This window comes from Polynucleobacter sp. GWA2_45_21 (assembly GCF_001830325.1).
Classification (GTDB): domain Bacteria; phylum Pseudomonadota; class Gammaproteobacteria; order Burkholderiales; family Burkholderiaceae; genus Polynucleobacter.
The window spans coordinates 31,324-44,603 of the sequence record NZ_MHZG01000008.1; the positions used below are offsets into that span (position 1 = coordinate 31,324).

The window sequence follows — 13,280 nt, forward strand, 5'->3', positions numbered from 1 at the left end:
TATAGCGCTATTTAGTTGCCTCAAGACCTCTAGCCAGGTGCTTGCGCATCGCTTGCTCTGCAGCCAGAGGATCTCTTTTGAGGATCGCCTGCAGAATTTCACGATGTTCAATTAATGAGCTGAGTAAACGACCGCTTCTACTTAAAGAATCACGTCTTTGTAGTTTAAGAACCTTGCGTAGGTCGTCAATGACCCCATTCATCCATTTATTACCAGCAATTTCTTGGATTAACTCATGAAATTTGACGTTAATTTCAAAGAACTGCTCTAAATCTCGGTCTGCAGCCGCCTTTTCTAAGCGGTGATGGATGTTATCCAGCTGGGTAAGTTGGGCCTCTGAGGCTTTAATAGCGGTTTCTTTGGCTGCTTGACCCTCTAAGAGGGATAGGACTGTGAAGATTTGCTCGAGATCGCGCCGATCTACCTCGGTGACGTAGGCGCCTTTGTTCATTTTGGTGGTTACTAAGCCCTCTGAGGCCAGAACTTTGATTGCTTCGCGCATCGGAGTTCTGCTGATTCCAAAGGCTATTGCAAGACTTTGCTCATCTAGCCAACTGCCTGGGGCTAGTTCATGGGAAAAGATTTGCTCGCGCAGTCGCTCAGCAACGTCTTCGTATAAGGGTCTATTAATTAGTTTTGTATTCATAATTATGTATACAGTATCTAGACAAATTGAAAAATGTCAAGCAAAATAACCCCACAAATTTAGTAACAATGTAATAAAGCCAACCAGGAGTGCTTTATGAGTGCGAGTGAAAAAAAGTCAGCAACGAATGCGTCTAATACTTGGCCAAATGTGCCAGATAGCAATTTAGATGCTTGGAAAAAATCAGCCCAAAAGTCAGCGCCGAATGGTGATGTCGATAAATTAGGTTGGCAAACTCCAGATGGGATACATCTCAAGGCCTTGTATACCGCTGAAGATACTGAAGGTCTGCAGTACACACATTCATTACCAGGTTTCGAGCCATTTGTTCGTGGACCTCAAGCAACAATGTACTCAGTGCGTCCTTGGACTATTCGTCAATACGCTGGCTTTTCAACTGCAGAAGAATCCAATGCGTTTTATCGCAAAGCGTTGGATGCAGGTGGTCAAGGCGTTTCCGTTGCTTTCGATTTGGCAACCCATCGTGGCTATGATTCCGATCATCCACGTGTGACTGGCGACGTTGGTAAGGCGGGTGTTGCGATTGACTCTGTAGAAGACATGAAAATATTGTTTGATGGCATTCCATTAGACAAGGTATCAGTATCGATGACGATGAATGGCGCCGTGTTGCCAGTGCTGGCTGGTTACATTGTTGCTGGTGAAGAGCAAGGCGTTAAGCAAGAATTGTTATCAGGCACGATTCAGAATGACATTCTGAAAGAGTTCATGGTGCGTAACACTTATATCTACCCACCAGAGCCTTCAATGCGCATCATCGGTGACATCATTGAATACACCGCGAAGCACATGCCGAAATTTAACTCGATCTCTATCTCGGGTTACCACATGCAAGAGGCGGGTGCAAACCAAGTTCTCGAACTTGCTTTCACATTGGCTGATGGCAAGGAGTATGTCAAAACCGCTTTGGCTAAAGGCTTAGATGTCGATGGCTTTGCGGGTCGTCTTTCCTTCTTCTTTGCTATCGGCATGAACTTCTACCTTGAAGTTGCTAAGCTGCGCGCTGCACGCCTCTTATGGTGGCGCATCATGAAGTCCTTCGAGCCAAAGAACCCAAAGTCCTTGATGTTGCGTACGCATTGCCAAACTTCAGGCTGGTCTTTGACGGAGCAGGACCCATATAACAACGTGGTTCGCACAACAGTTGAAGCTATGGCCGCAGTTTTTGGTGGCACTCAATCTTTGCATACGAATTCATTCGATGAAGCGATTGCCTTACCATCTGAATTCTCAAGCCGTATTGCACGTAATACCCAGTTAATTCTGCAAGAAGAAACCCATATCACTAGCGTGATCGATCCCTGGGCTGGCTCTTACATGATGGAGAACCTCACCCAAGAGATGGCCGATAAAGCCTGGGAAATTATTCAAGAAGTTGATGCCATGGGTGGTATGACCAAGGCCGTGGAAAGCGGTTGGGCTAAGTTGAAGATTGAAGCTGCTGCCGCCGAGAAACAAGCCAAGATCGATTCCGGCTCCGATGTTATCGTTGGTGTAAATAAATACAAGCTCGGCAAAGAAGATTTGGTTGACGTCTTAATGATTGACAACGACAAGGTTCGCGAAAGCCAGGTTGCACGCTTAAAAGACATCAGAGCTAAGCGTGACTCCAAAAAAGTTGAAGCCGCATTAGAGGCATTAACCAAAGCTGCAGAAGAAAATACCGGTAACTTATTAGAGTTGGCGGTACAGGCAATTCGTTTGCGAGCAACGGTTGGTGAGGTTTCTGATGCATTAGAAAAAGTTTACGGGCGCCATCGCGCCGATACTCAAAAGGTGACTGGTGTGTATGCAGCTGCTTACGACTCAGCAGAAGGCTGGGAAAAATTGAAGGTTGAGATCGCTGATTTTGCAAAAGACTTTGGTCGTCGCCCACGTGTGATGATTGCCAAGCTTGGGCAAGATGGTCATGACCGCGGCGCCAAAGTTGTTGCAACTGCTTTTGCTGACTTAGGTTTTGACGTTGATATTGGCCCCTTGTTCCAAACGCCAGAAGAGTGTGCTCGCCAGGCAATTGAAAACGACGTTCATGCTTTAGGTATTTCTACTCTTGCAGCAGGACATAAGACTTTGGTGCCAGCAATTATTGCTGAGCTCAAGAAGCAGGGCGCTGAGGACATTATTGTCTTCGTTGGCGGCGTTATTCCAAGACAGGATTACGACTTCTTGCATGAGGCTGGTGTGAAAGGTATTTATGGTCCGGGCACTCCGATTCCGGCTTCGGCAAAGGATGTGCTTGAGCAGATTCGTAAATCAGTAAAGCCTGATTAACTTACAGATCGTCGATATCAGCATGCTCAATGCAGTTGACCAAGCCTTGGTGAATGATCTCACCGGTGCGCCTTCATCGGCGCAGCGTCGCGCCTTGGCGAAGATCATCACTTTGCTTGAGTCCACTCGCATGGATCATCGCAAACGCGCTGATGAAGTACTCAATACCTTATTGCCTAAGACCGGCAAATCATTTCGTTTAGGCATCTCAGGCGTGCCGGGTGTTGGTAAGTCGACATTAATTGAAACTTTGGGTTTGTATCTGATTGACAAGGGTCATCGCGTTGCCGTTTTAGCTATTGATCCTTCTTCAAGCTTATCTGGAGGCTCCATTTTGGGTGATAAGACCCGCATGGAGAGATTGTCAGTTTTAGATAATGCATTTATTCGGCCGAGCCCCTCATCCTGCACATTGGGTGGCGTAGCTGAGAAAACACGAGAGGCTATGCTAGTTGCTGAGGCAGCGGGATTTGACATTGTGATTGTTGAAACCGTGGGTGTAGGTCAGAGTGAAATTGCTGTTGCTGGTATGACGGATATGTTCTTGCTCCTGCAGCTGCCTAATGCAGGTGATGATCTTCAGGCGATTAAAAAAGGTGTCATGGAAATTGCCGATTTGATTGTGATCAATAAGGTAGATATCGATCCTGACGCAGCAATGCGCGCGCAATTATTTATTACTAGCTCCTTGCGTCTTTTAGGCTTCCAAGGCAACCCTGATCACGCTTCGCATAATCAAGAGTATTGGCATCCACAGGTCATGACCTTAAGCGCCTTAGAAGGCAATGGCGTGCCTGAGTTATGGGAAAAAATTCTACATTTTCAGAAGCTGCAAAACGCCAATGGCCAGTTACAGTCACGCCGTAAGCAGCAGGCAGGTGCCTGGATGTGGGATCGAATTGATGCAGGCCTCAAGAATGCATTTCAGAATCACCCAGCAGTACAAGCACTTTTACCTGGCCTGAGTGCCGAGGTAAATCAAGGAACCATGGCCGCTTCTGTTGCTGCGAGACGTTTACTCGAAGCAATGGGACACGAATTTTTCTAAGGGAGTAGTTATGAAGGAAATCATTCAACAGCTTGAAGCAAAGCGCGAACTTGCCAGATTAGGTGGTGGGCAAAAGCGTATTGCCGCTCAACATTCCAAAGGTAAATTGACCGCACGTGAGCGTATTGAGCTCTTGCTAGATGCCGGCACCTTCGAAGAATGGGATATGTTTGTTGAACATCGTTGCCATGATTTTGGTATGGCTGATCAAACCGTTCCAGGTGATGGTGTTGTTACTGGTTACGGCATGATCAATGGCCGTTTAGTTTTTGTCTTCTCACAAGACTTTACCGTCTTGGGTGGCTCTCTCTCAGAGGCGCATGCAGAGAAGATTTGTAAAGTAATGGACCAGGCAATCAAAGTTGGTGCGCCTGTAATTGGCTTAAACGACTCTGGTGGTGCGCGTATTCAGGAGGGTGTTGCCTCTTTGGGTGGCTATGCTGAAATTTTCCAGCGCAATGTGACTGCTTCAGGCGTTATTCCACAGATCTCTTTAATCATGGGACCATCCGCAGGTGGTGCCGTGTATTCACCAGCGCTAACGGATTTCATCTTTATGGTGAAAGACAGTTCCTATATGTTTGTGACTGGTCCAGAAGTCGTTAAGACTGTGACCCATGAGGATGTCACTGCTGAAGAGTTGGGCGGTGCAGTCACGCACTCGACTATTTCAGGTGTTTGCGACTTAGCTTTTGATAATGATGTTGACGCCATCATGATGCTGCGTCGCTTCTTTAATTACCTCCCTTTATCGAACCGTGAAAAGCCACCAACCATCAATGGCGCACAACGCACTGAAGAGCCTGATTTCTCTCTCGATACATTGGTACCAAGCAACCCAAATCAACCTTACGATATGAAAGAGTTGATCGAGAAGATTGTGGATGATGGTGAGTTTTTTGAACTACAGCCTGATTATGCAAAGAATATCTTGATCGGTTTTGCCCGCATGGAGGGTCGCTCCATCGGTATCGTGGCTAACCAGCCATTAGTACTGGCAGGCTGCTTAGATATCAAAGCATCCATTAAGGCGGCTCGCTTTGTTCGCTTCTGCGATGCTTTTAATATTCCTGTTGTGACTTTAGTTGATGTGCCTGGATTTATGCCTGGCACATCACAAGAATACGGCGGCATTATTAAGCATGGCGCGAAGTTGCTTTACGCCTATGCTGACTGCACTGTACCGAAGGTCACTCTAATCACTCGTAAAGCTTATGGTGGCGCTTATGACGTGATGGCCTCCAAACATTTGCGTGGCGATGTTAACTTTGCCTGGCCTTCAGCTGAAATTGCAGTAATGGGTCCAAAGGGTGCTGTGGAAATTATCTTCCGCGAAGAAAAATCAGATCCAGCAAAAATTGCAGCTCGCGAAGCTGAGTACAAGGCTAAGTTTGCAAATCCATTTGTAGCAGGGCGACGCGGCTACATTGATGATGTGATCTTGCCGCATGAGACACGTAAGCGTATCTCACGTTCTTTGGCCATGCTCAAGGACAAAGAGCTGACAAACCCACCGCGTAAACACGGCAATATTCCCCTCTAAGGCGCCGACAAATCATGACTACGAAAATGTTTAAGAAAATTTTGATTGCTAACCGCGGCGAGATTGCTTGCCGTGTAATGAAAACTGCCAAGAAGATGGGCATCAAGACGGTTGCCGTTTATTCCGAGGCCGATAAAGAGGCGCGTCATGTGCAGATGGCCGATGAGGCGGTTTGTATTGGGCCGGCACCTTCGCGCGAATCCTATTTAGTAATGGATCGCATTATTCAGGCCTGTAAAGATACAGGTGCGGAAGCGGTTCATCCAGGCTACGGCTTTCTTTCTGAGAATGAGCAATTTGCAAAGCGCTGCGAAGAAGAGGGCATTGTATTTATTGGACCCAAGCATCAATCTATCGCTGCTATGGGCGATAAGATTGCATCCAAGAAGCTTGCTTTAGAAGCCAAGGTCAATACTATTCCTGGCTACAACGAAGCGATTGACACCAATGAGGAAGCGGTCAAGATTGCCCAAGGCATTGGTTACCCAGTCATGATCAAGGCATCTGCAGGTGGCGGCGGAAAAGGCTTGCGTGTTGCATTTAATGACAAAGAGGCGGCCGAAGGTTTTGCCGCCTGTAAAACAGAGGCGATGAATAGCTTCGGCGATGACCGTATCTTCATTGAAAAGTTTGTCGAAGGTCCGCGCCATATTGAGATCCAGGTTCTGGGTGATTCACACGGCAACGTAGTGTATTTGGGTGAACGTGATTGCTCGATTCAGCGTCGCCATCAAAAGGTCATTGAGGAGGCGCCATCTCCATTTATCGACCCTGCAACTCGTAAAGCCATGGGTGAGCAAGCTGTTGCATTAGCAAAGGCTGTTAACTATCAGTCTGCCGGTACAGTTGAGTTCGTAGTTGGTAAAGATAAGTCTTTCTACTTCCTGGAGATGAATACTCGCTTACAAGTGGAACATCCAGTGACTGAAGGTATTACTGGCCTCGATTTGGTTGAGCAGATGATTCGTGTTGCTGCTGGCGAGAAGTTGGCATTTAAGCAAGAGGATATTAAGTTAGACGGTTGGTCCATGGAGTGCCGGATTAATGCAGATGATCCATTCCGCAACTTCTTGCCATCGACTGGTCGCCTAGTCAAATACCGCCCACCAGAAGAGTTGGATGGTGTGCGTGTTGATACTGGTGTCTTTGAGGGCGGCGAGATCCCAATGTATTACGACTCCATGATTGCTAAGTTGATTGTGCATGGCAAAGATCGTACTGAGGCGATCGAAAAGATGCGTGCAGCATTGAATGACTTTGTCATTCGCGGCATTCATTCAAACATTCCTTTCCAGGCAGCACTTTTGCAGCATCCACGCTTTGTCTCTGGTGACTTCACTACTGGTTTTATTGCTGAAGAGTATCCCGATGGATTCAAAAAGGATTCTGTGCAGCCAGGAGATCCAAAGCGTTTAGCTGCTCTATCGGCATTTATGCGCTACCGCTATCTTGAGCACATCCAAATGATTGATGGCCAGTTGGCCGGTCATGAGATGACTATTGCCAAGAAGTTTGTAGTGGTCACCGGTTCACGGGTTGGATCGAGTGAAGACATCAAAGAGATCCCTGTTCGCGTGGATCTGAAAGATGGCGTTTACTCTGTTTACATTGAAGAAGAGGGCGATGTCAGTCGTTACAACATTGTCAGCAACTGGCGTCCAGGTGAGTTGTGCTTACGTGCAACCATCAATGGCACGCACAAGATTACTGCTCAAGTAGAGCGCAAGGGTGTTAAATACGCTCTTGTCTTGGATGGTGCTCATTACGAGTGCATGGTCCTAAGCCCACTAGGTGCTGAGCTTCAGCGTCGTATGTTGGTCAAGGTTCCGCCAGATACTTCTAAGCTCGTGATGTCTCCAATGCCTGGCTTATTAACCAATATTTCTGTAAAAGTTGGCGAAGCAGTCACTGCAGGTCAAAAATTAGCCGCTATTGAAGCAATGAAAATGGAAAATACATTGGTTGCTGCGCAAGATGGTGTGGTTGCGGAAATCTGTGCCAATGTTGGCGAAAGCTTAGCGGTTGATCAATTGATCATTCGCTTCGAGTAAGGCAGCCATGACTAAACCATTCAAGATATTGGGCATTCAGCAAGTTGCGATTGGAGGCGAAAATAAAGATCGTCTCCGCAAGCTTTGGGTTGACTTATTGGGCTTTGAATACAAAAGTACATTTTTCTCTGAGCGCGAGAACGTGGATGAAGACATTTGCGCTATTGGCAAAGGAGTTCATGAGGTTGAAGTGGATCTTATGCAACCCTTTGATATCGAAAAGAAGCCGGCTGTTCATCAGACGCCTTTAAATCACATTGGCCTATGGGTAGACGATCTATCAAAGGCGGTGGAGTGGTTATCAGCACAAGGCTTACGCTTTGCTCCAGGAGGCATTCGGAAGGGTGCGGCTGGGTATGACATTACTTTTGTTCATCCCAAAGGCAATGAAGAGTTTCCGTTCTGTGGCGAGGGTGTATTGATTGAGCTTGTCCAGGCTCCACCAGATATCATTGCAGGCTTGAGTTCTTAAGTATTAGAAAGTCCATATTTTGACCCGTATATTGGCCATCGACACCTCATCTGCTTGGTGTTCGGTGGCTTTATCTTTAAGTGATGCTGTACCTTTAGTTCGCCACCAAAAGGTGTCGGCCGGCGCTAGCCAGCTCTTATTGCCCTGGGTTGATGAGTTGTTATCTGAAGCTTCGATCGAACTGACTTCTTTAGATGCTATTGCAATTGGCGTTGGCCCGGGTGCCTTCACAGGAGTTCGCTTGGGTGTTGCCGCCGTCCAGGGTCTGGCGATTGCAACAAGACTTCCAGTTCTGCCTGTGTCAAGTTTGGATGCAATTGCAAGTCAACTGGTTCTCACCCCAGCATTTATTGCTTCGGGAGCCCAGTCATTTGTGATTGCTGTTGATGCTCGCATGGAAGAGGTCTATTGGGCTCGTTATCGAATGACAGCAAATGATCTGCCTCAACGCCAGGGTGATATTCATCTAAGCGCCCCAGAGGGTGTCGATTTGACGGATATCAGCTTTCTTGCGGGTAGTGCGATTGCAGAGTTTGGTGACCGCATATTTGCTAGCATTTCTAAGCCCCTTTCTAGTAGTCAGCTTGATTCAAACATTGGGGTTAACGCATTGGGTGTTTTAGCTTGTGCTCAAGATATGTGGAGCAAAGGCCTTCAACAAGATATCCATTTACTCGAACCACTTTATATTCGCAATAAAGTTGCTTTGACCTCTGCCGAGCGGAGTCAGCTTCATGGTTGATGGTAACAACTCCTTGCAGTCAAGCGCGGAGGGTGTAACAGAGCTTTCGTTTCTTCCAATGACTGTCGCAGACCTAGATTCAGTCCTTGCTATTGAATCTGTTTCACACATTCATCCTTGGACAAAAGGTAATTTCTCAGATTCTCTTGCTGCTGGGCATTGGGCCTACTGTGTCAGGCCGCAATTGTCAGATGCCATTAAAGGCAGTTATTTAGATCCAGAGATTCTGTGGGCTTACTGCATCCTTTTTCCTGCGGTTGATGAGTTGCATCTGCTCAATATTACGGTTTCACCAAAATTGCGTCGCTTGGGCATTGGCGTAAAAATGATGCATGCGATCGAGGGTGTAGCAGCCCAGCAAAACATACCTCGAATTATTTTAGAGGTCCGACCAAGTAACGAATCAGCTCTGAAGCTCTATCAAAGACTGGGGTACGAGCAAATTGGTGTGCGCAAAAATTATTACCCGGTGGATGCTGCCAGTGGATTACGCGAAGATGCTCTGGTTTTGGCTAAATCGATTAAGCTTGAGGTATGAACTCAAGCACTAATTCCGCCTTCCTTAAAGAGATGGGTATTACTGAATGGACATCTCGTGATGCTGTTCCTGACCAAACCCAGACCGCGGCCCCTACAGCGTCTATTGCTGAGGAAACTCAGGAGCGTAGATCATCAGGAATTTGGTGGTTTTTTGGCAGCAAACCTCAAGGGGATGCTGAAGTGCTTTTTCACAATATCATTCGTGTACTTGGCTTGAACACACAAGAGTGGTCCTGGAAAAATCCTGCAGAAATGTTCAATCCTGAGCTATTGCCATCAGATGGAACCCCCATTGTCGCAATTGCATTTGGTGGGCCTGCTGCTCAAAAATTATCTGGTGAACGCGATGGATTGCCAGAGCTGCGTGAAACTGTCTTGGCAATCAATGCAGATGGTGCAGAGGATTTACCACTCATTGCTACTTTTGAATTAAATCAGTTGATTGCTAGACCTAAGGACAAGGCTCTTTTTTGGCAGGACCTATTACTTGCTAAATCCGTCCTGCAAAATATCTAATTATTTTGCTGAGCACTCAGTGATTAGTGCTTATGCTCGCCAATTAAATGCATTGAGTCGTATTCAGCCTGATTGGCTTTATGACGTTTAATAACTAGCCACATAATCGTGCTGACTGCGACACCAAAGCCAATAATCACAACTTGAATTGGTGCATCCAGCCAAATTAATCCTGAATAGATTAAGAGCATCATCAGAACAGAAATATTCTCATTAAAGTTTTGAACGGCAATGGAATGACCTGCAGACATCAGGACATGTCCGCGATGCTGAAGTAGTGCATTCATCGGCACAACAAAGTAGCCCGCCAACCAGCCCACCAATATTAATAAGAAGTACGCCGGCAGTAAGTTGAGTGAAACTTCAAATTTTCCAACAGTCAGGATAGTTGTGTTGGGAAGCATGTCTGAGTTATAGATTGCCATAATGCAAACCACTAGACCCATGGCAATACCATAAGGAAGGACTTTAAGGGAACTACGCAGTGGTATGCGCCATGCAGCCCATACAGCACCTCCAGCAACACCTACGGCGGAGATTGCCTGCAGGATGGCTCCTTGAGATAAGGTCATATGCAGGGCAACTTGAGCCCACTTGATCACAATGAATTGCAGTGTGGCGCCGGCACCCCAAAAGAGGGTGGTTACTGCTAGAGAGATCTGTCCTAAGCGATCAGCCCAGAGGGTTTTAAAGCAAATGGAAAAGTCCTTTACCAGCTCGATTGGATTGGTTTTTTGGGACTCATAACGCGCCCCAGTATCTGGAATGCGTAAATTAATCAGAGCAGCCAATATGTAAATCATCATGATGATGAGAATGGCGGACTCTGCGGCGGTGTCAATACTGGTATCTAGTAACGGCATATTAAGCCCTAAGAGGCTCTGTGAGACCGATTTGCTGATCAGAACACCACCAAGCACCGTACCCAAAATGATTGAACCTACAGTAAGCCCTTCAATCCAGCCATTGGCTGCAACCAGCTTTTCGGGCGGTAGTAGCTCGGTCAGAATGCCGTATTTTGCTGGGGAGTAGGCTGCAGCACCCAAGCCAACAATCGCATAAGCCAATAAAGGGTGGCTACCAAATAGCATCACAACGCAACCGACAAATTTAATCGTATTGGTAATAAACATGACATTGCCCTTGGGGCGGGAGTCTGCAAAGGCACCTACAAAGGCTGCCAGTAATACATAGGACAAAACGAAGAATAATTTGAGTAAAGGAGTCATCCAGGCCGGAGCGCTCAGCTGGACCAAGAGGGCAATTGCTGCAATCAGCAATGCATTATCAGCAAGCGACGAAAAAAATTGCGCCGCCATAATGATGTAAAAACTACGGTTCATTCGTACAATCTAGTCATTAATGTAATTAAAACATGAAAGGAGGGGTGAATATGTGCTCATCAGCTAGTCGGTTGATAAATAGACCAATTTTGGCAACTATACACACTGAGGCCTTTCATCATAATTTAAGTCGTATTCGAGAGCTCGCCCCTGAGTCTAAGATCTGGTCGGTTGTAAAGGCTAAAGCCTATGGCCACACCCTGGAGGCCGCATTTAAAGGACTTGAATCTACAGATGGTTTTGCTCTGCTCGATATTGCAGATGCCCAATGGTTAAGGGATCACGGTTGGAAAGGGCGCATCCTCCTATTGGAGGGAATTTTTAGTCAGCAGGAACTGGATTTAGTAGCCCAGCTTCAATGTGACTTGGTTGTTCATAGTGAGAAGCAGGTCAACTGGCTTGAGGCCTTTAAGAATCACTCAGGCCACCCAATCAGCGTATTTTTAAAGCTTAATTCTGGGATGAACCGCCTTGGTTTTAGGCCTGATCAGTACCGTACCGCTTTTCATCGTCTCCATTCGGCCGGCTATCACCTGCATCACATGACCCATTTTGCCAATGCCGATCAGGTAGATCATGCGCCATCGGTTGGTGCGCAAATGGAGTGTTTCGAGCAAACTATTGCGGGGCTGGAGGCGCCCACTTCTTTGGCTAATTCGGCGGCAATTTTATGGCACCGCAATGCGTTAGGAGATTGGGTTCGCCCTGGAATCATGCTGTACGGCGTTTCACCAACCGGGGTTCATGCAGATATTGTCCGCACTGAACTCCAGGCAGTCATGCAGCTGCGGAGCGAAATCATCGATATTCAGGAATTAAAGAAAGGTGATCACGTTGGCTATGGTGGTCGCTATCAAGCCCCAGAAGATATGCGCATTGGTGTGATTGCTTGTGGATATGCCGATGGTTATCCGCGTCATGCAGAAGATGGCACGCCAGTTTGGGTTGATGGTGCAGATGCGCAGGGTGACGGCGTGATTTGTCCTATCGTTGGACGAGTTTCCATGGATATGTTGACCATTGATTTGCGTGAAGCACCCAATGCCAAGATTGGTAGCGTTGTAGAGCTATGGGGTAATGAAGTTCCAGTAGATGATGTAGCTCAGATGAGCGGAACCATTGGCTATGAACTTATTTGCGCATTGGCGCAGAGAGTGCCGGTAGTCATCAAGTAATGCAGCACTACTTGATGAAACCCATTTATATTTTTTACTTATTCCAGATCTGCCACCAGCGACGTTCTTTTTGAACGCGTTGGCCGGTAATCATCATCTGGCTATCTGGAAAATTAAGTTTGAATACGCGCGCTGCATCATTACTTAAATCGGTCATACCCAATTTTTCGTAAGACTTGGTGAGTAGATAGAGCGCTTCTTCAACAGCCGGCGCACGATCGTAATCACGAATCACAAGCTGCGCTCTATTGGCTGACGCAAGATACGCGCCGCGCTGATAGTAGAAGCGAGCGACGATCACATCTGCTTCAGCTAATGAATTTACGATGTAGCGCATGCGGTCTAAAGAGTCAGGCGCATATTTGCTATCAGGGAAACGCTCAACAACCACTTTGAAGGATTCAAAAGCTTCTTTAGCTGCTTTTGGATCGCGCTCACTTAAGTCTTGCCCAGTAAATTTACCGAGCCAACCTAAATCATCATTAAAACTAATCAAGCCCTTAAGGTAGTAGCCGTAATCTAAATTCGGGCTACCTTGATGCAGTTTGATAAAGCGATCAATAGCAACTTGAGCTTGTACTTGTTCTTGGGCCTTCCAATAGCAATAGGCTGCATTGATTTGCGCTTGCTGAGAATAGGGGCCAAACGGGAAGCGACCTTCTAGTTTTTCAAAGTACTTGCCGCATTTTGCATAGTCAGCATCCTTGAGCTTGTCGGTTGCTTCGGAATAGAGCTTTGTCTCAGACCAAATATCAGTGTCATCCTTTTGACCATCGCTACCGGCGCATCCACCAAGAACCAGGCAGACTGCACTTGCTCCAATAAATACAGAAATAAGGGATTTTCTGGAAGATGCCCTAATAGTGGCAGCAAGCCTTAAACTGGCGTCTGTAATAACGTCCGACATAACTA

The 13,280-nt window shown here is 46.7% G+C and carries 12 protein-coding genes; 9 read left to right on the top strand and 3 right to left on the bottom strand.

All coding sequences use genetic code 11. From position 1 onward, the window contains the following. Positions 1 to 7: 7 nt before the first annotated feature. Positions 8 to 646 (bottom strand): GntR family transcriptional regulator, encoded by a 639-nt coding sequence (locus A2X74_RS07155; protein ID WP_293625286.1) that lies wholly within the window; start codon positions 644 to 646, stop codon positions 8 to 10. A 96-nt stretch (positions 647 to 742) separates the two neighbouring features. Between A2X74_RS07155 and scpA the strand changes: the two genes are divergently transcribed. The 8 genes from scpA to A2X74_RS07195 are packed head-to-tail and all read left to right on the top strand — an operon-like array spanning position 743 to position 9,850. Next, the gene (gene scpA / locus A2X74_RS07160) at positions 743 to 2,938 is read left to right on the top strand and encodes a methylmalonyl-CoA mutase (RefSeq protein WP_293625285.1); all 2,196 of its coding nucleotides are present in this window, start codon (positions 743 to 745) and stop codon (positions 2,936 to 2,938) included. A 22-nt stretch (positions 2,939 to 2,960) separates the two neighbouring features. Further along, positions 2,961 to 3,986: a methylmalonyl Co-A mutase-associated GTPase MeaB gene (gene meaB / locus A2X74_RS07165; protein WP_293625284.1), complete on the top strand. Its 1,026-nt coding sequence runs from the start codon at positions 2,961 to 2,963 to the stop codon at positions 3,984 to 3,986. A gap of 10 nt (positions 3,987 to 3,996) precedes the next feature. Next, on the top strand, positions 3,997 to 5,529 hold the full coding sequence (locus A2X74_RS07170; protein WP_293625283.1) for an acyl-CoA carboxylase subunit beta: 1,533 nt from the start codon (positions 3,997 to 3,999) through the stop codon (positions 5,527 to 5,529). Positions 5,530 to 5,543: 14 nt separating this feature from the next. Beyond that, a complete protein-coding gene (accC, locus tag A2X74_RS07175) occupies positions 5,544 to 7,580 on the top strand; it encodes an acetyl-CoA carboxylase biotin carboxylase subunit (RefSeq protein ID WP_293625281.1) in 2,037 nt (678 codons plus the stop codon). A gap of 7 nt (positions 7,581 to 7,587) precedes the next feature. Beyond that, positions 7,588 to 8,052: a VOC family protein gene (locus tag A2X74_RS07180; protein WP_293625279.1), complete on the top strand. Its 465-nt coding sequence runs from the start codon at positions 7,588 to 7,590 to the stop codon at positions 8,050 to 8,052. A gap of 19 nt (positions 8,053 to 8,071) precedes the next feature. After that, a complete protein-coding gene (tsaB, locus tag A2X74_RS07185) occupies positions 8,072 to 8,794 on the top strand; it encodes a tRNA (adenosine(37)-N6)-threonylcarbamoyltransferase complex dimerization subunit type 1 TsaB (protein ID WP_293625277.1) in 723 nt (240 codons plus the stop codon). Further along, positions 8,787 to 9,332 carry a ribosomal protein S18-alanine N-acetyltransferase gene (gene rimI / locus A2X74_RS07190; RefSeq protein WP_293625275.1) on the top strand — a complete coding sequence of 182 codons (546 nt, stop codon included), beginning with the start codon at positions 8,787 to 8,789 and terminating at the stop codon, positions 9,330 to 9,332. The genes tsaB and rimI overlap by 8 nt, the downstream gene beginning before the upstream one ends. Continuing rightward, positions 9,329 to 9,850, top strand: coding sequence for a hypothetical protein (locus A2X74_RS07195; RefSeq protein ID WP_293625273.1), 522 nt, complete (start codon positions 9,329 to 9,331; stop codon positions 9,848 to 9,850). Before rimI ends, A2X74_RS07195 begins: the two co-directional genes overlap by 4 nt. A 23-nt stretch (positions 9,851 to 9,873) precedes the next feature. Here the strand turns inward: A2X74_RS07195 and lplT are convergent, their stop codons facing one another. Continuing rightward, a complete protein-coding gene (gene lplT / locus A2X74_RS07200) occupies positions 9,874 to 11,193 on the bottom strand; it encodes a lysophospholipid transporter LplT (RefSeq protein ID WP_293625271.1) in 1,320 nt (439 codons plus the stop codon). Between the two features lie 74 nt (positions 11,194 to 11,267). On the opposite strand from lplT, the gene alr reads away from it, so the two are divergent. Further along, entirely contained in the window at positions 11,268 to 12,368 is a 1,101-nt protein-coding gene (gene alr / locus A2X74_RS07205; protein ID WP_293625358.1) for an alanine racemase, read from the top strand. A 34-nt stretch (positions 12,369 to 12,402) separates the two neighbouring features. On the opposite strand, the gene A2X74_RS07210 is transcribed toward alr, so the two are convergent. Then, entirely contained in the window at positions 12,403 to 13,275 is an 873-nt protein-coding gene (locus A2X74_RS07210) for an outer membrane protein assembly factor BamD (RefSeq protein ID WP_293625356.1), read from the bottom strand. Between the last annotated feature and the right edge of the window lie 5 nt (positions 13,276 to 13,280).

Excerpts from the sequence above, each read along its gene's own strand:
- scpA (WP_293625285.1), top strand. The coding sequence starts at position 743 with ATGAGTGCGAGTGAAAAAAAGTCAGCAACGAATGCGTCTAATACTTGG.
- A2X74_RS07155 (WP_293625286.1), bottom strand. The coding sequence starts at position 646 with ATGAATACAAAACTAATTAATAGACCCTTATACGAAGACGTTGCTGAG.
- A2X74_RS07170 (WP_293625283.1), top strand. The coding sequence starts at position 3,997 with ATGAAGGAAATCATTCAACAGCTTGAAGCAAAGCGCGAACTTGCCAGA.
- accC (WP_293625281.1), top strand. The coding sequence starts at position 5,544 with ATGACTACGAAAATGTTTAAGAAAATTTTGATTGCTAACCGCGGCGAG.
- rimI (WP_293625275.1), top strand. The coding sequence starts at position 8,787 with ATGGTTGATGGTAACAACTCCTTGCAGTCAAGCGCGGAGGGTGTAACA.
- A2X74_RS07195 (WP_293625273.1), top strand. The coding sequence starts at position 9,329 with ATGAACTCAAGCACTAATTCCGCCTTCCTTAAAGAGATGGGTATTACT.
- A2X74_RS07210 (WP_293625356.1), bottom strand. The coding sequence starts at position 13,275 with ATGTCGGACGTTATTACAGACGCCAGTTTAAGGCTTGCTGCCACTATT.
- A2X74_RS07180 (WP_293625279.1), top strand. The coding sequence starts at position 7,588 with ATGACTAAACCATTCAAGATATTGGGCATTCAGCAAGTTGCGATTGGA.
- meaB (WP_293625284.1), top strand. The coding sequence starts at position 2,961 with ATGCTCAATGCAGTTGACCAAGCCTTGGTGAATGATCTCACCGGTGCG.
- lplT (WP_293625271.1), bottom strand. The coding sequence starts at position 11,193 with ATGAACCGTAGTTTTTACATCATTATGGCGGCGCAATTTTTTTCGTCG.